Annotated in this window: 18 protein-coding genes; 5 read left to right on the plus strand and 13 right to left on the minus strand. The window is 69.1% G+C overall.

The window, feature by feature from the left end; all coding sequences use genetic code 11:
- The first annotated feature begins 8 nt into the window (after positions 1–8).
- Entirely contained in the window at positions 9–458 is a 450-nt protein-coding gene (gene sufU / locus AC4EEV_RS17540; RefSeq protein WP_018762964.1) for a Fe-S cluster assembly sulfur transfer protein SufU, read from the plus strand.
- 89 nt (positions 459–547) lie between these two features.
- On the opposite strand, the gene AC4EEV_RS17545 is transcribed toward sufU, so the two are convergent.
- Genes AC4EEV_RS17545 through AC4EEV_RS17555 form a run of 3 tightly spaced genes read right to left on the minus strand, consistent with a single transcriptional unit; the run spans position 548 to position 2,820 of the window.
- Positions 548–769, minus strand: a complete 222-nt coding sequence (locus AC4EEV_RS17545) for an SCO4848 family membrane protein (protein WP_018762965.1) — start codon at positions 767–769, stop codon at positions 548–550.
- Positions 770–772: 3 nt separating this feature from the next.
- On the minus strand, positions 773–1,270 hold the full coding sequence (locus AC4EEV_RS17550; RefSeq protein ID WP_018762966.1) for a DUF2505 domain-containing protein: 498 nt from the start codon (positions 1,268–1,270) through the stop codon (positions 773–775).
- A 44-nt stretch (positions 1,271–1,314) separates the two neighbouring features.
- Positions 1,315–2,820: an SDR family oxidoreductase gene (locus AC4EEV_RS17555; protein WP_491329590.1), complete on the minus strand. Its 1,506-nt coding sequence runs from the start codon at positions 2,818–2,820 to the stop codon at positions 1,315–1,317.
- A 213-nt stretch (positions 2,821–3,033) separates the two neighbouring features.
- On the opposite strand from AC4EEV_RS17555, the gene mfd reads away from it, so the two are divergent.
- Both mfd and AC4EEV_RS17565 read left to right on the plus strand, forming a co-directional pair.
- The gene (gene mfd / locus AC4EEV_RS17560; protein ID WP_243835492.1) at positions 3,034–6,729 is read left to right on the plus strand and encodes a transcription-repair coupling factor; all 3,696 of its coding nucleotides are present in this window, start codon (positions 3,034–3,036) and stop codon (positions 6,727–6,729) included.
- A 3-nt stretch (positions 6,730–6,732) separates the two neighbouring features.
- Positions 6,733–7,548 carry a metal-dependent hydrolase gene (locus AC4EEV_RS17565; RefSeq protein WP_491329591.1) on the plus strand — a complete coding sequence of 272 codons (816 nt, stop codon included), beginning with the start codon at positions 6,733–6,735 and terminating at the stop codon, positions 7,546–7,548.
- 78 nt (positions 7,549–7,626) lie between these two features.
- Here AC4EEV_RS17565 and AC4EEV_RS17570 read toward each other — a convergent pair whose 3' ends face one another.
- From AC4EEV_RS17570 to nirB, 6 genes are all read right to left on the minus strand, one after another.
- Complete coding sequence (locus AC4EEV_RS17570; RefSeq protein ID WP_018762970.1) at positions 7,627–7,890, minus strand: hypothetical protein; 264 nt, start codon at positions 7,888–7,890, stop codon at positions 7,627–7,629.
- Between the two features lie 53 nt (positions 7,891–7,943).
- Entirely contained in the window at positions 7,944–8,663 is a 720-nt protein-coding gene (deoC, locus tag AC4EEV_RS17575) for a deoxyribose-phosphate aldolase (protein WP_133832162.1), read from the minus strand.
- Between the two features lie 133 nt (positions 8,664–8,796).
- Positions 8,797–9,690, minus strand: a complete 894-nt coding sequence (locus AC4EEV_RS17580) for an FAD-dependent oxidoreductase (protein ID WP_491329592.1) — start codon at positions 9,688–9,690, stop codon at positions 8,797–8,799.
- 201 nt (positions 9,691–9,891) lie between these two features.
- Positions 9,892–11,040 carry a uroporphyrinogen-III synthase gene (locus AC4EEV_RS17585; protein ID WP_018762973.1) on the minus strand — a complete coding sequence of 383 codons (1,149 nt, stop codon included), beginning with the start codon at positions 11,038–11,040 and terminating at the stop codon, positions 9,892–9,894.
- A 14-nt stretch (positions 11,041–11,054) separates the two neighbouring features.
- A complete protein-coding gene (gene cobA / locus AC4EEV_RS17590; protein WP_491329593.1) occupies positions 11,055–12,086 on the minus strand; it encodes a uroporphyrinogen-III C-methyltransferase in 1,032 nt (343 codons plus the stop codon).
- A gap of 2 nt (positions 12,087–12,088) precedes the next feature.
- Positions 12,089–14,731: a nitrite reductase large subunit NirB gene (nirB, locus tag AC4EEV_RS17595; RefSeq protein ID WP_491329594.1), complete on the minus strand. Its 2,643-nt coding sequence runs from the start codon at positions 14,729–14,731 to the stop codon at positions 12,089–12,091.
- Between the two features lie 258 nt (positions 14,732–14,989).
- Between nirB and nirD the strand changes: the two genes are divergently transcribed.
- Entirely contained in the window at positions 14,990–15,370 is a 381-nt protein-coding gene (gene nirD, locus AC4EEV_RS17600; RefSeq protein WP_133832166.1) for a nitrite reductase small subunit NirD, read from the plus strand.
- A 49-nt stretch (positions 15,371–15,419) separates the two neighbouring features.
- Here nirD and AC4EEV_RS17605 read toward each other — a convergent pair whose 3' ends face one another.
- Positions 15,420–17,162: a phospho-sugar mutase gene (locus tag AC4EEV_RS17605; RefSeq protein ID WP_491329595.1), complete on the minus strand. Its 1,743-nt coding sequence runs from the start codon at positions 17,160–17,162 to the stop codon at positions 15,420–15,422.
- A 58-nt stretch (positions 17,163–17,220) separates the two neighbouring features.
- Complete coding sequence (locus tag AC4EEV_RS17610; RefSeq protein ID WP_018762978.1) at positions 17,221–18,039, minus strand: purine-nucleoside phosphorylase; 819 nt, start codon at positions 18,037–18,039, stop codon at positions 17,221–17,223.
- A 104-nt stretch (positions 18,040–18,143) separates the two neighbouring features.
- Here AC4EEV_RS17610 and AC4EEV_RS17615 point away from each other — a divergent pair, with 104 nt between their 5' ends.
- Positions 18,144–19,559: an NAD(P)H-quinone dehydrogenase gene (locus AC4EEV_RS17615; RefSeq protein WP_026264929.1), complete on the plus strand. Its 1,416-nt coding sequence runs from the start codon at positions 18,144–18,146 to the stop codon at positions 19,557–19,559.
- A 33-nt stretch (positions 19,560–19,592) separates the two neighbouring features.
- Here the strand turns inward: AC4EEV_RS17615 and AC4EEV_RS17620 are convergent, their stop codons facing one another.
- Positions 19,593–21,146 carry an FAD-dependent oxidoreductase gene (locus AC4EEV_RS17620; protein WP_491329596.1) on the minus strand — a complete coding sequence of 518 codons (1,554 nt, stop codon included), beginning with the start codon at positions 21,144–21,146 and terminating at the stop codon, positions 19,593–19,595.
- Positions 21,143–23,350, minus strand: a complete 2,208-nt coding sequence (locus AC4EEV_RS17625; RefSeq protein WP_491329597.1) for a molybdopterin oxidoreductase family protein — start codon at positions 23,348–23,350, stop codon at positions 21,143–21,145. Before AC4EEV_RS17625 ends, AC4EEV_RS17620 begins: the two co-directional genes overlap by 4 nt.
- Position 23,351 lies beyond the last annotated feature (1 nt).

Genomic DNA, 23,351 nt, shown 5'->3' on the forward strand with positions numbered 1-23,351 from the left:
GTGACACCATGAGCCTCGACCAGTTGTACCAGCAGATCATCCTGGACCATTCCAAGGCCCGCCACGGCAGCGGGCTGGCCGCCACCGATGCCCCGGCCGGCGCGGCAACAGGCCAGTCCCACCAGCTCAACCCGGTATGCGGAGACGAAGTCACCCTGCGGCTGGCGGTGCAGGACGGCAAGGTGGTCCAGGTGGCGTGGGACGGAGCCGGTTGCTCCATTTCCATGGCCTCGGCGTCGGTTCTCTCCGAACTCGCCGACGGCATGACCGTTGCCGAACTGCACCAGGTGATCGAGAGCTTCCGCGAGGTGCTCCGCTCACGCGGCAAGGTCCAGGCCGATCCCGAACTGCTGGGGGACGCCGCTGCCTTCGAGGGGGTTGCCCGCTACGCGGCCCGGGTCAAGTGCGCCATGATCTCCTGGGTGGCGGCGGAGGACGCGCTCAACCAGGCGGCATAACCGCAGGGATGAGAACAGCCCGGGCCTTCCTCGTTCCGGAGGAAGGCCCGGGCTGTGTCATGCCGGAGCCGTGCTGCCGCGCGGAAGGGTCAGCCCAGCAGTCCCAGGACGCCGATGACTGCGGTGGCGAGTCCCAGCACCATGGAGATGCTGACCAGCACCACGTGCACGGTCAGGAATTTGGTGGCCTTGCCGGCAGTGTCGCGGGCACGGGGATCGTTCATGACCCGGCGCAGGAACTGCGGCCAGACCACCAGCGACCAGACGCCGGCGACAATCAGGACCAGCGCAGCGAAAACGGGCAGCTCCATGTACTAGTGGCTTTCCAGCCAGGCCTGCGCCTGCGTGGCCTGCAGGTTCAAGGCCTTGGCCACCATGGGCTCGGCGGCATCGGCGATCTTGCCGCCCAGGAACGGAACGGAGGACTTCACGGCGCCCTCAAGCTCCACCCGGGTTCCACCGGCGTCGGCCACCAGCCGCTGCACGGCCGTGACATCCACCGGGGCGCCGGCGATCTTCAGCGAGATGTTGCTCTGGCGGGAGCCATCAGCGGCGGGGGCGTCCCAGTTTTCCACCTGGGTCACTTTGAGGTGCTCACCGACAAACTTGCGGGCAATCTCGGGCAGCCGGGTGGTGGGCAACGTCCGCACCGACGTGGCGCTGAACGCCCCGGCGGTGTCGCCGTCGACCTTGAAGGACTCCAGTTCGCCGCCCACCAGCCGGCTGACGTGGCGCTGGAAATCCTCGTTCACCAGCACAGCGGCAACGCTGTCAACGGAGTGCGGAAGGGTGGTGGTTGCGCTCAGCGCCATGGGTCCTCCTGGGACGTCGGGAAAGGATTTACGCCTCCAACATCCTACGGGGTCACCTCTGCGCGCTCCGCATCGGCCAGTTTTTGGGCTGCCGCGGTGATGTTCCGGGCCATGGCCGGGAAGATCAGGCTGTGGAAGGGAAGTACGGCCAGCCAGTAGAGCCGTCCGCTCAAACCCTTCGGGAAGAAAATGGCCCGCTGCCGGTACCGGCTGCCTCCGCCGTCCGGCTCCACGGAGAGCTCCAGCCAGGCACGGCCGGGCGCGCGCATTTCTGCCCGCAGCCGGAGCAGCCTGCCGCGGTCGATCCGCTCCACCCGCCACCAGTCCACCACCTCGCCGGCGGCCAGGGAGTGCGGGTGCCGGCGGCCCCGCAGCAGCCCGGCGCCGCCGGTCAATTTATCCAGCCAGCCCCGCACCTGCCAGGCCAAGGGCAGCGAGTACCAGCCGTTGCGGCCGCCGATCCCCTCGATGATGGTCCAGACGTGCGCCGGGTCCACGTCTCCGTGGAACGTCCGTTCGTCGATGTAGACCTTGTGCCCGGCCCACTCGGGGTCGCTGGGCAGCGGGTCGGAATCCGCGCCGGCGTTCGCCCACGTGGTCTCCACCTGGCCGTCCCGTTCCTTGCCCAGCGCCAAGGCCACCGCGGTGCGGTAGGGCGTGAGGCCGCCGTCGGGCTGCGGAATGAACTGGTCGATGTCGTGCTCGTCGGACACGGCGTCATGTTGCAACGACTGGACCAGGGGGACCGCCATGGACCATGGGATGGGGGTTGTCAGGGCCACCCACATGCCGGCCAGCTTGGGCGCCGGCACAGGCAGCGCCAACACCACCCGGTAAGGCAGGCCGGCCACGGCTGAGTACTCCTGCATCATCTTGGCGTAGGTCAGCACCTGCCGGCAGCCGATGTCGAAGGTCCGGTTGATGGGACCCTCCAGCGACGCCGCAGCCACCAGGTAATAGAGCACATCGCGGACGGCGATGGCTTCGATCCGGTTGCGCACCCAGCTTGGTGCGGGCATGAGGGGCAGCGTCTCGGACAGGTGCCGGATCATTTCGAAGGAAGCGGAGCCGGAACCGATCACCACGCCCGCCTGGTACACGATCGAATCCACCGGGCTGTCCAGGAAGACCTTGCCCACGGCCTCGCGTGAGCGCATGTGGGTGGACAGCTCCACCCCCTTCGGGTGCAGGCCGCCCAGGTAGACAATCCGGTGGACGCCCGCCGCCGTGGCAGCATCCGCCGCCGTCCGGGCCATCGCCTTTTCCTTCGCCTCGAAACCGGCCCCTGCCGCCATGGAGTGCACCAGGTAGTAGAAGACGTCGACGCCGGTAAGGGCTGCGCGGAGGGCGTCGCCGTCGTCAAGGCTGCTTTCCACCACGTCCACCTCGGTGCGCCAGGGCACACCGGCGATCTTGTCGGGGGAGCGGACCAGGACCTTGACCGTATGGCCCGCTTCCAGCAGCCGTGGCACGAGCCGGCCGCCGATGTACCCGGTGGCACCGGTGACAAGGACGGTCTTTGATGTAGGCCGGGCAGTCATTTCGCTCATACTGGCTCCTGTTCGTCCCTTGTGGTTCGGAGCGGCGGCTTGTCCGGACGGCTGCTCCGACGCCGAATGCGATGGCACTGCCAGCCTAGGCCCGCAATCGCGGGACTGCCATGTCGGTCCCGCGCGGTAGGCTGGAAGTTCCCCGGGATTCGCAGCGAATTTCGGGTTTTCGCGTTGCCTGCGATTTTGATGAACAGCACAGGAGCTACTGCCATGAGTCTTTCCGGCCAGTCCGCCGCCGGCACGTCCAGCACCGGCAAAACCCGCGCCGGCACGTCCGGCGCGGTCCCCACGCTGGATGGCCTGCGCCGTGCCTTGGAGCCGGACCGGACATTCGGCCGGGTCCGGGCCGAGGCCGCACGGGGCTTCGAGGTCCGTGGACAGGATTACCAGATCAGCGCCCCTGCGGGCTTGAGGCCCGTGCTGCTGGCGGAGATGGCAGACGGCCTGGCAGCAGCGGCGGACAGCGGTGAACCGGGCGTTGTGCTTGCCGTGACCGCCACGGGCAGGGAAGCCGAGGACCTCGCCGCGGCCCTGCGCGCGTACCTGCCGGCGGACACCGTGGCCGAGTTCCCCAGCTGGGAGACCCTTCCGCACGAGCGGCTCTCGCCGCGCTCGGATACCGTGGGCCGCCGGCTCTCGGTCCTTCGCCGCCTGGCCCATCCGGAAAGTTCGACGACGGCCCGGCTGCGCGTCGTCGTCGCGCCCGTCCGCGCCGTGGTCCAGCCGGTGGTGGCCGGCCTGGGGGACCTGGTTCCGGTCACGTTGAAAGTGGGCCAGGAGGTACCGTTTTCCGATGTGGTGAAGAGCCTCGCGGACGCTGCCTACGCCCGCGTGGACATGGTGACGCACCGGGGCGAATTTGCGGTCCGCGGTGGCATTATCGACGTCTTTCCGCCCACCGAGGACCACCCCATCCGGGTGGAGTTCTTCGGGGACGAAGTGGACCAGATGCGCTGGTTCGCCGTTGCCGACCAGCGATCGCTGTCTGCCCCGGGCATCCACCACCCCGCGGAACTGCATGCGCCGCCGTGCCGGGAAATCCTCATCACGCCGTCCGTGATGTCCCGCGCCGCCACGCTGAAGGCCCAGCTGCCGGCCGCGGCGGACATGCTCGAAAAGATTGCCGGCGGCATCGCCGTGGAAGGCATGGAATCCCTGGCCCCGGTGCTGGTGGACGCGATGGTGCCGTTCGTGGACCAGTTGCCCGCCGATTCCATCGCGGTGGTCATCGAACCCGAGAAGGTGCGCACCCGCGCCCACGACCTCGCCGCCACCAACGAGGAGTTCCTTGAGGCGGCCTGGTCCACGGCATCGGACGGCGGGACGGCGCCCCTGGACCTCAGCTCCCAGGCCAGCGCGGCGCTGCATTCGGCGAGCTTCCGGTCGCTGGCTGAAACCCGTGGCTCAGCCCTGGCGCACGGGGTCTCCTGGTGGTCCATTACCTCCCTGGCGCAGGACGCGGAGCTGCTTCCGGAGATCGACGTACTGAACCTGCATGCCCGCGAACCCCGCGGCTACCAGGGCGATGTGGCGGAAATGATGGAGTTCATCGGCTCGCACGTCCGCGACCAGTGGCGCATCGTGGTGGCTACCGAAGGACCCGGCCCGGCCCAGCGCCTGGCCGAGCTCTTCCATGACGCCGACATTCCGTGCGCCCGGGTGGACAGCCTGGACCACGAACCCCAGGCGGGCATCATCGAAGTGACCACCGCCGCCGTCGGCCGCGGGTTTGTCCTTGACGGGCTCAAACTGGGCCTGCTGACGGAGGCCGACCTCCTGGGCCGGACCTCCGCCGGATCAACCAAGGACATGCGGCGGATGCCCTCCAAGCGGCGCAATGCCGTCGACCCGCTGCAGCTCGTGGCCGGGGACCACGTGGTGCACGAACAGCACGGCATCGGCCGGTTCGTGGAACTGATCCAGCGGAAGGTGGCCGGCGGCGGTGACGGCGTGCGGGAGTACCTGGTGCTGGAGTACGCGCCGGCCAAGCGCGGGGCGCCCGGCGACCGCTTGTTCGTCCCCACGGACCAGCTCGACCAGGTGACCCGCTACGTGGGCGGTGACGCTCCCGTCCTGAGCAAGATGGGCGGCGCCGACTGGGCCAGCACCAAGTCCAAGGCCCGGAAGGCCGTCAAGGAAATCGCCGGTGAACTGATCCGGCTCTACTCAGCCCGGATGGCCTCCCGCGGGCACGCGTTCGCCCCGGATACGCCCTGGCAGCGGGAACTGGAGGAGGCCTTCCCGTACGTCGAGACCCCCGACCAGCTCACCACCATCAACGAGGTCAAGGCGGACATGGAACGGGAGATCCCCATGGACCGCCTGGTCTCCGGCGACGTCGGCTACGGCAAGACCGAGATTGCGGTGCGGGCGGCGTTCAAGGCTGTCCAGGACGGCAAGCAGGTGGCCGTGCTGGTGCCCACCACCCTGCTCGCGCAGCAGCACTATGAGACGTTCACCGAACGGTTCTCCGGCTTCCCGCTGCGGGTCAAGCCGCTGTCCCGCTTCCAGGCTGCCAAGGAGGCCAAGGAGACGGCCGAGGGCGTGAAGAACGGCACGGTGGACGTGGTGATCGGCACGCACCGGCTGCTCTCCAAGGATTTCGAGTTCAAGGACCTTGGCCTGGTGATCGTGGACGAGGAGCAGCGGTTCGGCGTCGAGCACAAGGAAGCGCTGAAGAAGATGCGCACCAACGTGGACGTCCTGGCCATGAGCGCCACCCCGATTCCGCGCACCCTGGAGATGTCCCTGACCGGCATCCGGGAAACGTCCACCCTGGCCACCCCGCCGGAGGAACGGCACCCGGTGCTGACCTATGTGGGCCCGTACACGGACAAGCAGACCTCCGCCGCGATCCGCCGCGAACTGATGCGCGAAGGACAGGTGTTCTTCGTCCACAACCGGGTGTCCACGATCGAACGCACCGCCGCGAAGATCCGCGAACTGGTGCCGGAGGCGCGCGTGGAGGTGGCGCACGGCAAGATGTCCGAGAGCCGGCTGGAGCAGATCATCGTGGACTTCTGGGAGAAGCGGTTCGATGTCCTGGTCTGCACCACCATCATCGAGACCGGGCTGGACATCTCCAACGCCAACACCCTGATCGTCGATGGCGCGGACAAGTACGGCCTGTCCCAGCTGCATCAGCTCCGCGGCCGGGTGGGCCGTGGCCGGGAGCGCGCCTACGCCTACTTCCTCTACCCCTCGGAAAAGCCGCTGGGCGAGGTGGCCCTGGAGCGGCTCAAAGCTGTGGCCGCGCACAACGAACTGGGCGCCGGCATGCAGCTGGCCATGAAGGACCTGGAGATCCGTGGCGCCGGCAACCTGCTGGGCGGTGAACAGTCCGGGCACATCCAGGGGGTGGGCTTCGACCTGTACATCCGCCTGGTGGGCGAGGCCGTGGCGGACTTCCGCGGCGAAGCCGAAGAGAAGGCTGCGGAGATGAAGATCGAACTGCCGGTCAACGCGCACCTGCCGCACGACTACGTCCCCGGCGAGCGGCTGCGCCTGGAGGCCTACCGGAAGCTCGCCTCCGCGGTCACCAACGAGGCCATCGACGAGGTCATGGCGGAACTCGTGGACCGTTACGGCGAACTGCCGCTCCCGGCGCAGAACCTCGTGGCCGTGGCCAGGTTCCGGGTGGGTGCACGCGAGGCCGGCCTGACCGACGTCGCGCTGCAGGGCAACTTCATCAAGTTTTCCCCGGCCACCCTGCCGGAATCCAAGGTGATGCGACTGAACCGCATGTACCCGGGCGCCCAATCCAAGCCCGCCCTGGACGCCGTCCTCATCCCCAAACCGAAAACCGCACGGATCGGCGGCCGGGACCTGCAGGACGCCGAGATCCTCGACTGGGCCAACGGCGTGATCCGGAACATCTTCTCCGATGCTCCCCTGACCGTCGGTTAGGGGATGATGGGAGGACACCACGCCGCGTCGGGAGCCGCGGCGTGGGTTGCTGTTGCGTCCACGGGACCGTACACACTGGGCTGGTATCCGCTGGATCCCACCGGCATCCTCATCGGCGGGATGGCGACGGCGGGCACGGCCCTGGTGTGCGACTGGGACCACCGCTCCAGCACGGTGGCGCACTCGCTCCCGCCGCTGTCCAATGTGATCGCGCGTGGCATCGAGAACGCCAGCGGCGGCCACCGGCAGGGCACGCATTCCATCGTGGGCGCCGCCCTGTTCGTGTTCCTGGCCGGCCTGGCATCTCAGGTCCATATGGACACCCCCTGGGGCCGCCTGTCCGTCGGCGCCGGGCTGCTGTGCATGTTCCTGATCAACATCGCGGCCAAGGCGCTGAAACTCTTTCCCAAGAGTGGATTCATCTCGAACTGGATTTTCGCCCTGGCGATGGCCGGCCTGGTCACGTTCTTCGCGCCGGACCAATGGACCTGGCTGCCCACCTCGATGCTGATCGGAGTGGTGGTCCATATTGTCGGCGACCTGGTCACCACCGGGGGAGTGCCGCTGCTGTGGCCGCTGGTCATCAGGCCACCCCGGCTGCTGCGCCGGCTGCCCCTGCTGCGGAACGTCTGGCGCCCCAACGGCGCCCTCTCGGTGCCCCTGCTGGGACGGGCGGGATCCAAGCGGGAGTGGCTGGTGCTGATCCCGGTCAGCGCCTACGCCATGGTGGGCATGTCCATGGCCGGCTGGGCCATCGCCAGGGACCACTGGGGCCCGGTGGCCGCCGCCGCGGGGGCTTGGATCAGGCAGTGGTTCTAGCAGCAGGAAGGCCTCGGGCAGCAGACAGCAAAGGACCCCGGACGGCGTGTCCGGGGTCCTTTGCTGTCTGCGTGGGGATCAGTGCTCGCCTGCGGAGTCAGACCGTCCGAGGATGGTCTGCGGGATCCAGAACGCCAGGGCGAACAGGACCAGGCACACCGCCATCGGCCAGGGGTTGTCCAGGCTGAGGAAGGACAGGGAGTAGATGGCGCCCAGGAACAGGGCGAAGCTGACCACGAAAAGGACAGCGCTGGTGGCCGTGTTGTTCTCGTTCTGCGGGGTGCGGACCATGTCCTGGTTAGACGTCGTGTCCCGGCTGGACGCGTTGATCTTGCTGGACATGTGTTCCTCCTCGGCCCCGCGGGGCTTGGTCTGTGGCGGCCGTCCGGTCCCGGTCAGTAAGCGGCTGAACCCTGTTCACCCTTGACGATGGCAATCCCGGAGCTGGCGCCGATTCGTGTTGCACCTGCAGCAATCATAGCCTGAGCGTCGGCCAGGGACCGTACACCGCCGGAGGCCTTGACCCCCACGTTCGGGCCCACGGCCTTGCGCATCAGCGCCACGTCTTCAACGGTGGCGCCGCCACCGTTGAAGCCTGTGGACGTCTTGACGAAGTCCGCGCCGGCCTCCACTGCCGCCTGGCAGGCCAGGACCTTTTGTTCGTCGGTCAGGAGCGCGGTTTCGATGATGACCTTCAGGATGGCGCCACCGGCGTGCACGGTCTCGGCCACGGCGGCGATGTCATCGGCCAGGGCGCCCTTGTCGCCTGCCCGGGCAGCGGCGATGTTGATCACCATATCCACCTCGTCAGCGCCGTCCAGTACCGCGCCGCGGGCCTCGAAGGACTTCACGTCCGTGGGGGTCGCCCCCAGCGGGAAGCCGACCACGGAGCAGGTGAGGACCCCTGAGCCCTTCAGCGCGGTGGTGACGGTCTTGACCCAGACAGGGTTGACGCAGACCGACTTGAACCCGTACTCGGCGGCCTCGGCGCAGACTTTCAGCACCTCGGCTTCCGAGGCTTCGGGCTTGAGCAGCGTGTGGTCGATGTAGGAGGCGATGTTCCCGTCACCGGCCGGTGTGGCGGTGCCTGCGTGAACGGTGGCTTCATTGCTCATGGATGGTCCTCTCGAGGGGCTTCGTGGGCCCGGCGCGTCGGTGACTCGTTGCTGAAACCATCTTGTCACAGCGCGCCGGGGCCGCACCGGCAGCCCGGTGGCGGACGCCGCGGGACAACCCCGGCCGGGCCGGTCAGGCGGCCACCTGCAGTGCCGGCACGGCGGCGGCGGACGGAACTGCGGTGGCAACGGCGGTCAGCAACTGGGTGGCGCAGGCCCCCGCCGCGGACGCGGCCGCCACCAGCAGGCCCAGCCGCACGCCGTCGAACGCCGCAGCATCACCGATGGCCCAAATGCCGGGGACCGACGTGCGGAAGTCGCGGCTGATCACGATGCCGCCGCCGGCGGCCGTCCGCACCCCGGCCGTGGCGGCGAGGCTGTCACGGGAGACCCGTTCCTCGGCCAGGACCACCAGGTCTCCGGTCATGCTGCTGCCGTCCTCGAAGACGACGGCGGAGGAGGCCAGGCCGGAAGCGGATCCGCCCGGAACAGCGGAAGGAACGACGGCGGCGGGCCGGGCCGTTGTGCGGATGGGCCGCACGCCTTTGGCCCGGAGGACGGCTTCGGCTTGTCCGGCGGCCGCGCCCGTGCCGACGAGGATGCCGACGGGCCTGCGTCCCAGTTCACGGGTGACTTCCTGGACGCCTTCGGCGATGCGCGGGGCGTCGTCGATGGTGGAGTAGCTCAGGCACTGGGCGGCGCCGTCCACGGGGCTGGCAGCGGGGGCGGAGCCGGTGGCGATGACCAGCTGGTCGTAGGCGAACTCCATGCCGTCGGCGGTGGCCACGGTGCGGTTGGCGGCGTCGATGTGGCTTGCGGGCTGGCCGAAGCGCACGGAAACCTGGGGCAGCATGGCCAGTTCCAGCAGTTCGGCGGGAGTGTCGTCCCGGTTGCTCAGTACGGTAATGCTTCCGGTGAAACGGGCGCGGTCCAGCTGCGCAACCAGGGCTTGGGCGGCCGGTCCGGCCCCGGCGATGACGATGCGGGTTGCCTCGGAGGTGGACGGGGAGGGTGCCGGAGCGGACATGTGCTGGCCCTTTCGCTGGTGGCCGTTAACCGGCCGGAACTTCGTGATGCACCCCAGCGTAGGGGCCTGCTTTTTCGGTTGTGTTACCCGTCCATTGCTGTTTCGGAGGGTGCTGTTCGCCAGTATTTACCGGCCGGTAACAGAACCCGTGACGCACCTCTCATCCGGGAGCCGGCGGACACATTCGGCCGCCCCCGGACTTCAAACGCGGATCCGGTAGCCCCGCTTCACCACGGTTTCGATGAGCTTGCCGTCCGGCAGCGACGACCGCAGCCGGCTCACGGTCATGTCCAGCGCGTGGACGGAACCACGGAGCTCCAGCAGGTCCGAAAGGGACTCGCGGGACAGGACCGCGCCCCCGGCACCGAGCAGCGCCCGCAGGAGCAGCAGCGGGGCGGGGGCCAGTTCCACCTGCCGGCCATCGATGCGAAGGCTGCGGCCCCGGAGCTCGATGTTTCCGGAGCGGGTGTCGAGCCGCCGGACGTGGTTCAATGCCAGGTGCTCGCACACCAGGCGGATGAGGGCTCCCATCCGGAACCGTTCCGGGATCAGCGGGGTCACCCCGGCGTCCAGCAGGGGCTGCGCCGTGACGGGACCCACCACCGCGGTAGTGACATTCAGTTTCAGGCTCTCCACCAGCTGCTTGTACAGGCCCATCTCGTGGGCCGTGCTCCACATCGCGTCCACCGCGGGGGCGCTGGTGAACGTGAGGACATCCAGGTTTCCGTTGCAGGCAGCCTCGATCAGCCGCGGCAGCTTGTCCTCGCCGTCGGGCTTGACCCAGCGGTAGGGCGTCACGGTCAGGACCGTGGCGCCGGACATCCGGAGCCGTTCGATCTGGCGGACGTCGGTGTAGCCGTGCAGCTGCATGGCGACGGTCTTGCCCCGGACGCCTTCGGTGAGCAGCATGTCCACCAGCGTGGCAGTGGTTTCGTCGCTGCTGATCCCGACGTCGGCGAGGCCGGCCGCACGCACGGCCCCGCGGGCCTTGGGTCCCCGGACGAACATCCGGCAGCTTCCCAGCGTTTCCAGCAGTTCGTCGCCGATTCCGAAGGAGTCAGCGGCCTCGCACCACCGGCGCATGCCGTAGGCGGTGGTGGCGATGCACAGGTCCGGTTTGGCGGCGATGATGGCCCTGGTGTCTTCGATCAGGCGCATGTCCTCCTGGACGGGGGCGATCTTCAGCGCCGGAGCATGCAGCACTTCGGCACCCCGTCGCTCCAGGGCCTCGATCAGGTCGCGTGACCGCCGGTCCGAGGTGACGCCGATGCGGAACCCCTCAAGCGGCGATTCCGCGGCATCTGTTGTTTCTTCAGCCTGCGTGGGTTCGGCCGGTGCAAGTGCAGTCATGGGGGTCAATCCTTTCATGATCCCAGCAGCGAGGCCGCCAGCATGTCCAGGTCGGCGGCGGCTCCGGCGTGCTGCCGGTTGGCTTCGGCCACCCGGACCACCTCACCGATCACCAGTACTGCGGGATTGCTGCAGCCGGCAGCGGCGGAGGTGATGGTGCCCAGGTTTGCGATGGTGGTGCGCTGGCCGGGCCGGTAGCCCCGCTCCACCACGGCCATGGGCATGTCCGGGCGCATCCCGGCGCGGCGCAAGCCCGCTGCCAGCTGGTGCAGGGTGCCAATGCCCATGAGCACCACAATGGTCCCGCCCAGGCCGGCCAGGTGGTGGTGCTCCTTCTCCGTCAGCGGCGCGTGTCCGGAGACCACGGTGAACATGTGGCTGACCTCGCGGTGGGTGACCGGGATGCCTGCCGCGGCCGGGACCGAGATGGCGCTGGTAACGCCGGAGATGACGTGCACTTTGACACCGGCGGCCACGCACGCGGCAACTTCCTCCCCGCCCCGACCGAAGACGTAGGGGTCCCCGCCCTTGAGGCGCACCACGTTGTTGCCGGCCAGGGCGCTTTCGACCATCAGTTTTTCAATGTCCGACTGGCTGACTTTGTGGTGGCCCGGTTTCTTTCCGACGTCCACCAGCTCCGCGGAGGTCAGCCGCGGCAGCTCCTGGTACGGGGCCAGCCGGTCGTAGAAGACGACGTCGGCGTCCCGGAGCGCCTTGACGGCAGCCACGGTGAGCAGGTCGCCCGTGCCGGGGCCGCCGCCCACCAGGGTGACGTGGCCGGCCGGGCCGGCGGCGGGCTCGGCAGCGACCGGGATGCCGGCGTTCCGGCAGCGGTCAAGGAAAGCGCCCCAGCCGTTCTGTCCGTCCTCGACGGCGGCGACCAGGAACAGCCGCTCCGGCACGTGGACGAGCCGCGCCTCTTCGGGGCTGCCAACGCGGTGGACGACGGCGCCCGCGGCTTCGTACCGCCGCACCGCCTGCCGCGCGGCATCCGGGGCGCCGGCCACCAGGACGTTCCGGCCGGTGAGGTCGATACTGAGCTGCATGGCTATGCCTCGTTTCCAGGGGTTTCCGTGGTGGCGGCGCGGACCGGGATGGAAGCCCCGATCAGGACCTTGCCTTTTTCCTCCGGGGTGGCGGGGCGCATCTGGCCGCGCTCGTCCGGGACGAAGGTGATGGAGTCGTCCTTCTGGTCGGGGGCATTGACGAAGGAGCGGAACCGGCGCAGGCGTTCGGGGTCCTTGAGGGTGTCTGCCCATTCATCCACGTACGTGTCCACGTGCTTGGCCATGGCGGCCTCAAGGTCCTCGGCGATACCCAGGGTGTCCTTCACCACCACGTCCTCAACGTGCTTGATGCCGCCGTCGAGCTCCTCCTGCCAGCGGGCCGTGCGCTGCAGGCGGTCCGCCGTGCGGATGTAGTACATGAAGTAGCGGTCGATGTACTTGATCAGGGTTTCGTCGTCCAGGTCCTTGGCCAGCAGCTGGGCGTGGGCCGGGGTGGCTCCGCCGTTGCCGCCGACGTACAGGTTCCAGCCGTCGGCGGTGGCGATCACGCCCACGTCCTTGCCGCGTGCTTCGGCACACTCACGGGCGCAGCCGGAGACGCCCATCTTCAGCTTGTGCGGGCTGCGCAGGCCGCGGTAGCGCAGCTCCAGCTGGATGGCCATGGCCACCGAGTCCTGGACACCGAACCGGCACCAGGTGGACCCGACGCACGACTTCACCGTGCGCAGGCTCTTGCCGTACGCCTGGCCGGACTCGAAGCCGGCGTCCACCAGTTCCTTCCAGATCTCCGGCAGCTGCTCCAGCCGGGCACCGAACATGTCGATCCGCTGGCCGCCGGTGATCTTGGTGTACAGGCCGTACCTTTCTGCGACGGCGGCGATCACGCCGAGCTTCCTGGGGGTGATCTCCCCGCCGGCGATGCGGGGGACCACCGAGTAGGTGCCATCCTTTTGCATGTTGGCCAGGGCGCGGTCGTTGGTGTCCTGCAGGGTGCCGCGGCCGGCGTCCAGCACGTAGGCGCTGTTCTGGCTGGCAAGGATGTTGGCGATGGTGGGCTTGCAGATGTCGCAGCCGGCCCCGGTGCCGTACTTGGCCATGATCTCCTCGAAGGAGGTCAGTCCCAGGACGCGGATGGCGTCGAAAAGTTCCTGGCGGGACAGTTCGATGTGCTCGCACAGGGCCTTGGAGACCTCGACGCCGGACTTGGTGAGTTCGGTTTCCAGCAGCTTCTTCAGCATGGGCACGCACGAACCGCACTGGGTGCCGGCACGGGTGCAGCCCTTCAGTTCGCCCAGTTCCTGGACCGGGGCGTTGCCGTCGCAGGCGCCGCAGCCGTTGATGGCGTCGCGGATGGTACCTGCAGTGACGTTGTTGCAGGAGCACAGGGTGGCGTCGTCCGGGAGCTCGGTTTCGGGAGCTTCGCCGCCGCCGGCCGCGGTCAGGAATGCGCCGGGCTCTGCGGGGAGTTCACGGCCCAGGAGAGGCCGCAGGCTCATGTAGGGAGAGGCATCGCCGACGAAGATGCCGCCCAGGAGGGTCTTGGCGTCGTCCGTGGTGACGATCTTCTGGTAGACGCCGCGGGCGGGGTCCGCGTAGACGATTTCGAGGGCGTGCTCGGTGCGGGCAAAAGCGTCACCGAAGCTGGCCACGTCCACGCCGGAGAGTTTCAGCTTGGTGGCGGTGTCGAAGCCGGGGAACGTGGCGTCGCCGCCGTGCAGCCGGTCGGCGACGATCTCGGCCATGGTGTTGGCGGGCGCCACCAGGCCAAGGCACATGCCCCCGAAGTTGGCTACCTCGCCAATGGCCCAGATGCCGGGGACTTCGGTGGCGCAGTAGTCGTTGATGACCACGCCGCCGCGCGGGCCCAGGCTGAAAAGCTGCTCTTCGCCGTCGGCGGCGCGGAAGAGTTCGTCACGGGGCTTGACGCCGACCGCGACGATGACCAGGTCGGCCGGGATGATCCTGTTGTCGGCCATCAGCACTCCGGTGACCTGGCCGTCGTCGTCCGCCAAAATCTCCGACGGGAAGACACCGCCGTGGACCTCGAAGCCCTTGGCTTCGATCAGGCGGCCCAAGGCCTGGCCCGCGCCCTCGTCCAGCTGGGTGTTCATGAGCCAGGGGGCGCCGTTGATGACCACAGGGGTGGCGCCGAGCTGTTCCGTGCCGGCTGCGGATTCCAGTCCCAGGAGCCCGCCGCCAATGGTGACCGCGTTGATCTTGCGGCCGAGTTTCGCGGTGAGGTCGGCGACGGCCTTGTTGATGGCCCACACGTCCTCCAGCGTCCGGTAGACGTGGGCGTGCCCGGCGCCGGGGATGGGCAGGCGGACGGCGTCCGAACCCGTGGCCACGACCAGTTCGTCATATTCGTAGGTGTTGCCGGCGGCCGTCTCCACGGTCTTGGCCTCAGCGTTGACCTTCACGACGCGCTCGCCGGTCTTCAGGGTCAAGGAGCCGTGCTCCCACATGGAGGTCGTTCCCAGCGTCAGGTCCACACCGGTGTCCGTGAGGGCCTTCGAGAGGGCCACGCGGTCGTAGGGGAGGTGGGCTTCCTCGGTGAGGACCGTGACATCCCAGCCGTCGAGGCCGCGGGCATGCATGGCGTCCGCGAAACGGTGGGCCGCAGGGCCGCCGCCGGCGACGACGATGCGGCGCGGAGTCTCGGTGCTTGAAGTCTGTTCGGTCACTGTGGGCCTTTCGCATGGGCCGCAGACGGTGCTCTGCAGCTTGTGCTCCCAGCCTAGGGAGGGGCAGTTTCGCCTCAGTTTCCCTTTTGTTTCGTCAACTTAACTTCTGCATCACGAGCGCATTTCCGGCCGCGTGAGGTCTCTTTTACCCGCCGGACACATTCACCGCACTCCTTTGAAACACCCGGAACCTAGCGTTGGACACGGCATCACAAGCAGCCGCTTGCAGGGATGACAGGCACAGGAGAGGAGCCGGACATGACGGCAACACTGGAACTTGGGGCGCTCGCCGCCGAATCAGACACCGCCGGATCCGGGACCGGTTGGCACCGCGTCTGCGCGGTGGAGGACCTTGAGCCCGCCTGGGGCGAGGCAGCGCTGCTTGCCGGCCGCCAGGTGGCGCTGTTCCGCACCGGTCCACGCGAAGTCTTCGCCGTGGCGCATGAGGATCCGGCCACCGGAGCCCACGTCATGGCCCGCGGCATCCTGGGTTCCAAGGGCACGCGCCCCACGATCGCCTCGCCGCTGCATAAAGAGGTCTACGACCTCGAGACCGGTGAATGCTTCACCACTCCGGGCCTGCGCCTGGCCGCCTTCAACACCCGGATCACCGACGGGTTCGTCGAGGTGGAACTCTAGGACTTCCCGCACACAGGAAAGGGGCGCCAGGCGGCGCCCCTTTCCGCGGTTAAAGTCCCAGTGCCTCGCTGACGTCGTGCAGGACCTCGTCCAGGGAGGCACGCGCCGCCTGGCGCGCCTCCGGCAGTTCGGCGGCGGATCCCACGTGGTGGATCACTTCGAGGTAGCACTTGAGCTTGGGCTCCGTGCCGCTGGGCCGGATGATCACGCGGGTCAGGTCCCTGGTGATGTACAGCAGGCCCTCCGTGGGCGGCAGCTGGCCGCTTCCCTCTGCCAGGTCGGTGAAGACTTCCACCGCGGACTGCCCAAACGATTCCGGCGGCGAAACCCGCAAACGGTTCATCATGGCGTCCAGGAGGCCCAGGTCCGCGACCCGGATGCTCAGCTGGTCGCTGGCGTGCAGGCCGTGCTGGAGGTACAGCTCATCGAGGGTGTCGAAGACGGTCTTGCCGGCGGCCTTGGCGGCGGCAGCAAGTTCGGCGATCAGCACGGCGGCGGAAATGCCGTCCTTGTCCTTCACCAGGTCCGGCGCGACGCAATAACCCAGCGCTTCCTCGTAGCCGTAGGTGAGGCCGGGAACCCGGGAGATCCATTTGAACCCGGTCAGGGTTACTTCATGGGCGAAGCCCGCGGCAGCGGCGACGCGCGCCAGCAGGCGGGAGGACACGATCGAGTTGGCAAAGACACCCTGCTGGTCCGCTTCGGTGCCGGCGTCCGCGAGCCGGGCGGCGATGTGGGCCCCCAGGAGGGCGCCGACTTCGTCGCCGCGGAGCATCCGCCAGGCGCCGGTGTCCGGGTCCTTGGCGGCGACGGCAGCCCTGTCGGCGTCGGGATCGTTTGCGATGACCAGGTCGGCGTCGAGCCGTTCGGCCGCTTCGAGGGCGAGGTCGAGTGCCCCGGGTTCTTCCGGGTTGGGGAAGCTGACGGTGGGGAATTCGGGGTCCGGTTCGGCCTGTTCGGCCACCATGGTGACATCCGTGAAACCTGCCGCGTTCAGGACCTCCAGTGCCGTCCCGCCACCCACGCCGTGCAGCGGGGTCAGGACGATCCGCAGGTCGCGGGCGGGGAAGCGGTCCGGCATGGCCAGTGCAGCAATCGCCCGCTGGTAGTCGGCGGCCAGCGAGCCGTCCAGCACGGTCCACCCGCCGGCCGCCAGTTCGATGGAGCCGACGGGGCTCACGGCGCTGATCCGCGCGGCGATGCGGGCGTCGTAGGGGGCCACGATCTGGGCGCCGTCCCCGTCGGCGGACACTGCGTGCCGGCCCAGGTAGACCTTGTACCCGTTGTCCTGCGGCGGGTTGTGGCTGGCGGTGACCATGACGCCGCCGTCGCATTCCAGGGCGCGGACGGCGTAGGCCAGCAGGGGAGTGGGGAGGGCTGCCGGGAGCAGGAAGGTCTCGATGCCGGCAGCGGTGAAGATGGCGGCCGTTTCGGCCGCGAAGACATCCGAGTTGTGCCGGGCGTCATAGCCGACGACGGCGCGCGGCCGGGTGCCGGACGCAGCTTCGGCTACGGCGTCCACCAGGAAGGCCGCCAGTCCGGCTGCGGCGCGGCGGACCACCACCCGGTTCATCCGGTTCGGCCCGGGTCCGAGGGCGGCGCGCAGGCCCGCCGTGCCAAACTGCAGCGTGCCGCGGAAGCTGTCTTCCAGCTCCTGCCGTGCCGCGGGGTCGCCCTCTTCAACGAGCCCCACAAGCCCAAGCAGCGATGCTTGTGTTGCGGGATCCGGATCCAGGGCGGCCCATTCCCGGGCCTCGGCAAGCAGGCGAAGTTCGGCATCGGAAGACGTCATGGGCCTAACGCTATCGTCATTGCAGGTCCGTTGCCCGCACCCCGGCGGTCAGGGGCGTTCAGAGCCGGGCGATGATGTCAGCCAGCAACCGGGAGATGCGCGGGCCCGCGGCCTGGCCGGATTCGATGACTTCCTGGTGGCTGAGCGGCTGGGGGCTGATGCCCGCTGCCAGGTTGGTGACCAGGGAGATGCCGAACACTTCCATTCCGGCGTGGCGGCCGGCAATGGCCTCCAGTGCCGTCGACATGCCGATCAGGTCCGCCCCGATCCGCTTGGCGTACTGCACTTCAGCCGGGGTTTCGTAGTGCGGGCCGGGGAACTGGGCGTAGATGCCCTCGTCCAGGGTGGGATCCACCTCGCGGGCCAGTCCACGGATGCGCGGTGAGTACAGGTCCGTCAGGTCCACGAACGTTGCGCCCTCCAGCGGGGACGCAGCGGTGAGGTTGATGTGGTCGCTGATCAACACGGGGGTGCCGGGCGTCCACGCCTCGTTGAGTCCGCCGCAGCCGTTGGTGAGGACCAGGGTCTTGCACCCGGCGGCCGCAGCGGCCCGGATCCCGTGCACCACTGCCCGGACGCCCCTGCCTTCGTAGTAGTGGGTCCGCGCACCCAGGACCAGGGCGCGTTTTCCGTCCTTGGCCAGTACGGACCGGATGGTTCCCACATGGCCTTCCACGGCGGGGGCATGGAAGCCGGGGACCTCCTCCGCGGAGAGGGTGGCGGTGGTCTCGCCGATCAGGTCGGCGGCCTCGCCCCAGCCGGAACCGAGGACCAGGGCGACGTCGTGGCGGTCCACCCCGGTCTCCTCGGCGATGTAGTCAGCGGCGGCCCGGGCGGCGGCAAACGGGTCAGTGTTCAGGAAGTCTGTTGTACTCACCAGTACAAGTTATCCTGCCGCCACTGTTGCCCTCATCACGGCCGGCCCGGAAAACGCCCTGTTTTCTTGGTGGTCAGGCCGGAGATGGGCGAGAATGGATGACTGTGACTACGCATCCAGATTTCAGTTCCCCCCGAATCGCGATCCTGGGAGGCGGTCCCGGCGGATACGAGGCGGCCATGGTCGCCGCCTCGCTGGGGGCAACGGTCACCATCATCGAACGTGCCGGGCTCGGCGGCTCCGCGGTGCTGACCGACGTCGTTCCCTCCAAGACCCTCATCGCCACGGCAGACCTCATGGCCCGGGTGGCCGAGGCGGGCGAGCTCGGCGTGAAATTCGACGTCGACGGCGGCGATTTCGTGCCGGTGATGCACGCTGACCTTAAGCACATCAATGACCGCCTCCTCACCCTGGCCCGCACCCAGTCCCATGACATCCGCGAGGGCCTGGAGAAGGTGGGTGTGCGGATCATTGCCGGGTCCGGCCGCCTCGTGGATAACCACACCATCGAGGTCCTGACCGCTGACGGCACCGAGACGGTGGAAGCCGACACCATCCTGCTGGCTGTTGGCGCGCACCCCCGCGAACTGGAAACTGCCCGCCCGGACGGTGAGCGGATCCTCAACTGGACCCAGATCTACGACCTTGACGAACTTCCCGAGGAACTGATCGTCGTCGGCTCCGGCGTGACGGGTGCCGAATTCGCCTCCGCCTACAACGGCTTGGGATCCAAGGTCACCCTGGTCTCCAGCCGCGACCGCGTGCTGCCGGGCTCCGACGTCGACGCCGCGGTGGTACTGGAAGAAGTCTTCGAGCGCCGTGGGGTCCGGGTCCTGTCCCGCTCCCGCGCCCAGTCCGTGGAGCGTACGGACGACGGCGTCGTGGTGACCCTCGCCGATGGCTCCACCGTGACCGGCAGCCACTGCCTGCTCTGCCTGGGCTCCATCCCCAACACCGCCGGACTGGGCCTTGAAGAAGCCGGTGTGGCCGTCAGCGACAGCGGCCACATCAAGGTTGACGGGGTATCCCGCACCACGGCCCCGAACATCTACGCCGCCGGCGACTGCACCGGCGTCCTGCCGCTGGCCTCCGTGGCCGCCATGCAGGGCCGCATCGCTGTGGCGCACTTCATGGGCGACGGCGTGACCCCGCTCAAGCTCCACCAGGTGGCGTCGAACATCTTCACGTCCCCGGAAATCGCCAACGTGGGAGTGTCCGAGGCGGAGATCGAGTCCGGCAAATACCAGGCGGACATCATCAAGCTTTCGCTGCGCAGCAACGCCCGCGCCAAGATGCGCAACGCCAAGGACGGCTTCGTGAAGATCTTTGCCCGGAAGGGCTCCGGAACCGTCATCGGCGGCGTGGTGGTGGGGCCCAACGCGTCCGAGCTGATCTTCCCGATCGCCATCGCGGTCAAGCAGAAGCTGCACGTGGACGACCTCGCCAGCACCTTCACCGTGTACCCGTCGCTGACCGGCTCCATCTCCGAGGCCGCCCGCCGCCTGCACGTCCACATGTAGGGCAAGGCCGGGGCCCCGTGTGGCCTTGCGGGGTTAGGGGAGGGCCGGGGAGAAGTGCTTCTCGATAAGCCCCTTGATGTCCTCGTGGCAGCCGCCGCAGCCGGTGCCTGCCCGGGTGGCCTTGGACACGTCCGCCACCGTTGAGCAGCCGCCCTCCACAGCGCCCTGGATCGCCGCTCCGCTGACACCGGCGCACCGGCAGACGGTGCCTGCGGGGTCGGCGGCGCCGGGGACCAGGTCCGGCCCGTCCAGGCGCAGGAGCAGGGAACGGTCGGCGGGCAGTTCGGCGCCGCGTTCAAAAAGGCCCACCAGTTCGGCCGCGGTCCGCGGCATTCCCACTGACACCAGGCCCTCCAGGACGCCGCCGCGGGTGGTCATCTTGACGTAGCGGCCGTGCTCCGGATCGGCCCACTGGGCGATTTGCAAGCGCGGCCTGCCGTTGACGGCACCTGCGGTGAGCGCTTCTTCGTCCCAGGGGTCGGCGCCGTTGTTCCCGGCCACCGCCATGTTCAGGCCGCGGGCCTTCAACACCACGACGGCGGGTTGTTCCGGCGGCAGGGCCGGCAGCAGGTCCGCCTCGGCAACGGCCCCTTCGGCCAGCAGGGTGAGGTAGCCGCCCAACCATTCGGCTTGGCGCCAGCCGGGGCCTACCAGCCCGGACGGGCCCATGGCGTTCCTGCATGCGGCGCAGCCCGGATCCGGGCAGCGAACCTCTGCGCAGTCGCCGATGGCGAAGATGTGCGGTTCGTGGTGCGCCCGCAGCCGGTGGTCCACCAGGATCCCGGTGCCGGTGGACAGTCCGCAGCCTTCGGCCAGTTCGGTTCGGGGACGGACCCCGCACGAGATGACCAGGAGGTCGCCGTCGATCGCGGACCCGTCGTCGAGCAGCAACGCCGAGAAGCCGCCGTCGGGCGCGTTGTGCTCAACGCCGGTGGAGCGGGCGTTGCCTGCCACCCTCACGCCGCACCGGCGCAGTCCGGCGGCCAGGACGGCGCCGCCGCCGCGGTCGATGTTGCGGCCCAGGGGGTGCGGCCCGTTGTGGACCACGGTGACCGTAGCCCCTTCTTCCGCGGCCGCGAGTGCCGTCTCCAGCCCGAGGACGCCGCCGCCCAGGACCACCACCCGTTTGCCGCCGTCCACCGCCTGGCGGAGCACGTCCGCGTCGCGGAGGTCGCGCAAGGCCGTGACCCCGGCGGGAAGCACGGGGGAGGCGGGATCGGGGTTGATTCCGGTGAGGTTGGGGATGACGGGCCGTGATCCGGTGGCAAATACCAGCCTGTCGTAGTGCACGGCGGTTCCGTCGGAAAGCAGGACCTGCTGCCGCGCCCGGTCCACCCGCTTGACCCGCACGCCCAGGCGGACGTCCACTCCCTCGGCTGCCAGGTCGGCGGCGTCGGCGAGGGCCAGGGCGCCGGCGGTGGTGCGGCCGACGCCGAGGTCCGCCACCAGGACGCGGTTGTAGGCGGCCTCGGACTCCTCACCCACCACTGTGAGCCGGGCGTGCCCGCCGCGGACGGCGGGCAGGAGCTCGTCCACCAGCCTGGCGGCCACGGGGCCGAATCCCACGATCACAATCTGCTCGCTCATGAGGCCTCCGTCTTTTGCAGCATAAGGGCGGAATCGAGGGCGGCCACGGGCCGGACCCACACGGTGTTGAACTTGAATTCAGGCATCCCGGAGATGGGGTCGGTGGCGGCTTCGGTCAGCCGGTTGGCGCTTTCTGATCCCGGGAAGTGGAAGGGGAGGAAGACCGTTTCGGGCCGGATGGCGCTGGTGAGTTCCGCCCGGCACACCACCTCGCCGCGTGCGTTGGCCACGGAGACCAGGGAGCCGGCGGTGATGCCGAGTGCCTCGCCGGCCGCAGGGTGGATCTGGGCCTTCGCTTCCGGCTGGGCGGCGAGAAGTTCCTGGACCCGCCGGGTCTGCGCGCCGGACTGGTAGTGCTCCAGGAGGCGCCCGGTGATGAGGGTCATTTCCTTGGCGCCGGCCGCCGCGTTTGCGCCGGGGCCCGCAGTGGAGGGGCGACGGCGGCGTGGAACCACCGGGACCATGACCGCCTTGCCGCCGGGGTGCGCGAAGCCGTCCCGGAAGAGCCGCGGCGTGCCGGTGCTGCCGGCAGGGTAGGGCCAGTAGGCGGCTTCGCCCCGGTCCAGCATGGCGTAGTCGATGCCCGAGTAGTCGGCAAGCCCGCCCGCGGAGGCAAGCCGCAGTTCCTCGAAGACCGTCTCGGGGTCCTCGCTGTAGGTGGAGGGGGCGTCCAGCCGCTCAGCCAGCCGGGCCATGATCCACAGTTCGCTGCGGGCACCGGCAGGCGGGGAGATGGCGCGGCGCCGGCGCAGGACGCGACCTTCCAGGTTGGTCAGGGTGCCTTCCTCCTCGGCCCACTGGAGGACCGGAAGGATGAGGTCGGCCTCCGCGGCGGTCTCCGACATGAAGAAGTCGCACACCACCAGGAAGTCCAGGCTGCGCAGACCCTTGATGACGGCGTTGGCGTCGGGGGCGGCCACGGCGATGTTGGAGGCGTGCACGAAAAGGCACCAGACGCCGTCGGGCTGTCCCAGCGACTTCAGCAACTGGACGGCGGGCAGGCCGGGCCCGGGGATCAACGCTTCGGGGACGCCCCAGACAGCGGCGACGTGGGCCCGGGCGGCGGGGTCGGTGATCTTGCGGTAGCCGGGGAGCTGGTCCGCCTTCTGGCCGTGCTCGCGGCCGCCCTGGCCGTTGCCCTGCCCGGTGAGCGTTCCGTAGCCGCTGCGGGCCGAGCCCGGCAGGCCGAGCAGGAGGCTGAGGTTGATGGCGGCGGTGGCGGTGTCGGTGCCGTCCACGTGCTGTTCCACGCCGCGGCCGGTCAGGATGTAGCTGCCGCCTGCCTGTGCTCCGGCGGCCAGCCTGCGGGCGGTTTCCCGGATCAGGTCCGCGGGCACGCCGGTGAGGGATTGCACGCGCTCGGGCCAGAAGGCGTTGACGCTGCGGGCTACGGCGTCGTAGCCCGTGGTGCGCTCCTGCAGGTAGCCGGTGTCCGCCAGGCCTTCGTGGATGACCACGTGCGAGAGCCCGAGCAGCAGGGCCAGGTCAGTGCCCGGCAGTGGCTGGAGATGGATGCCGCCGCCGTCGGCTGTGAAGGCTGCCGTGGCGGAGCGGCGCGGATCCACCACGATCAGTCCGCCGGCATTGCGGGCACCCTGCAGGTGCTGGACGAAAGGCGGCATGGTCTCGGCGACGTTCGAACCCAGCATGAGGATGGTGCCGGCGGCATCCAGGGCCTCGAGCGGGAAGGGCAGGCCGCGGTCCACGCCGAAGGCGCGCATGCCGGCGGCCGCTGCCGAGGACATGCAGAACCTGCCGTTGTAGTCGATCCGGGAGGTCCCCAGTGCCAGCCGGGCGAACTTGCCCAGCTGGTAGGCCTTCTCGTTGGTGAGTCCGCCGCCCCCGAAAACACCTATGGAGTCGGCCCCGTGGCGGGCGCGGGCATCCCGGACTGCCGAGGCGGCCAGGTCCAGGGCCTGGTCCCAGCCGATCGGCCGGTGGACGCCGTCGGGACCCTTCAGGAGCGGCTCGGTGATCCTGCCCGCGTGGTTCAGGAGCGTGGGGGAGGTCCACCCCTTGCGGCAGAGTCCGCCGCGGTTGGTGGGGAAGTCCCGGCCGGCAACTTCCAGGGCTGCCGCGGGGTTCAGGGCAGGCACGGGGCCTGGCCCCGGCTGTTCAGCCGGGGCCAGGTCCGCGGGGGACGTGAGCGTCATGGCGCACTGCAGGGCGCAGTAGGGGCAGTGCGTGTCGGCGCTTTTGGTCATG

The sequence above is a fragment of the Pseudarthrobacter sp. MOO14 genome (genome assembly GCF_058267675.1).

What these genes read in the sequence shown, in the direction of transcription:
- sufU (WP_018762964.1), top strand. Translation starts at nt 9, where the DNA reads ATGAGCCTCGACCAGTTGTACCAGCAGATCATCCTGGACCATTCCAAG.
- AC4EEV_RS17545 (WP_018762965.1), bottom strand. Translation starts at nt 769, where the DNA reads ATGGAGCTGCCCGTTTTCGCTGCGCTGGTCCTGATTGTCGCCGGCGTC.
- AC4EEV_RS17550 (WP_018762966.1), bottom strand. Translation starts at nt 1,270, where the DNA reads ATGGCGCTGAGCGCAACCACCACCCTTCCGCACTCCGTTGACAGCGTT.
- AC4EEV_RS17555 (WP_491329590.1), bottom strand. Translation starts at nt 2,820, where the DNA reads ATGAGCGAAATGACTGCCCGGCCTACATCAAAGACCGTCCTTGTCACC.
- mfd (WP_243835492.1), top strand. Translation starts at nt 3,034, where the DNA reads ATGAGTCTTTCCGGCCAGTCCGCCGCCGGCACGTCCAGCACCGGCAAA.
- AC4EEV_RS17565 (WP_491329591.1), top strand. Translation starts at nt 6,733, where the DNA reads ATGATGGGAGGACACCACGCCGCGTCGGGAGCCGCGGCGTGGGTTGCT.
- AC4EEV_RS17570 (WP_018762970.1), bottom strand. Translation starts at nt 7,890, where the DNA reads ATGTCCAGCAAGATCAACGCGTCCAGCCGGGACACGACGTCTAACCAG.
- deoC (WP_133832162.1), bottom strand. Translation starts at nt 8,663, where the DNA reads ATGAGCAATGAAGCCACCGTTCACGCAGGCACCGCCACACCGGCCGGT.
- AC4EEV_RS17580 (WP_491329592.1), bottom strand. Translation starts at nt 9,690, where the DNA reads ATGTCCGCTCCGGCACCCTCCCCGTCCACCTCCGAGGCAACCCGCATC.
- AC4EEV_RS17585 (WP_018762973.1), bottom strand. Translation starts at nt 11,040, where the DNA reads ATGACTGCACTTGCACCGGCCGAACCCACGCAGGCTGAAGAAACAACA.
- cobA (WP_491329593.1), bottom strand. Translation starts at nt 12,086, where the DNA reads ATGCAGCTCAGTATCGACCTCACCGGCCGGAACGTCCTGGTGGCCGGC.
- nirD (WP_133832166.1), top strand. Translation starts at nt 14,990, where the DNA reads ATGACGGCAACACTGGAACTTGGGGCGCTCGCCGCCGAATCAGACACC.
- AC4EEV_RS17605 (WP_491329595.1), bottom strand. Translation starts at nt 17,162, where the DNA reads ATGACGTCTTCCGATGCCGAACTTCGCCTGCTTGCCGAGGCCCGGGAA.
- AC4EEV_RS17620 (WP_491329596.1), bottom strand. Translation starts at nt 21,146, where the DNA reads ATGAGCGAGCAGATTGTGATCGTGGGATTCGGCCCCGTGGCCGCCAGG.
- AC4EEV_RS17625 (WP_491329597.1), bottom strand. Translation starts at nt 23,350, where the DNA reads ATGACCAAAAGCGCCGACACGCACTGCCCCTACTGCGCCCTGCAGTGC.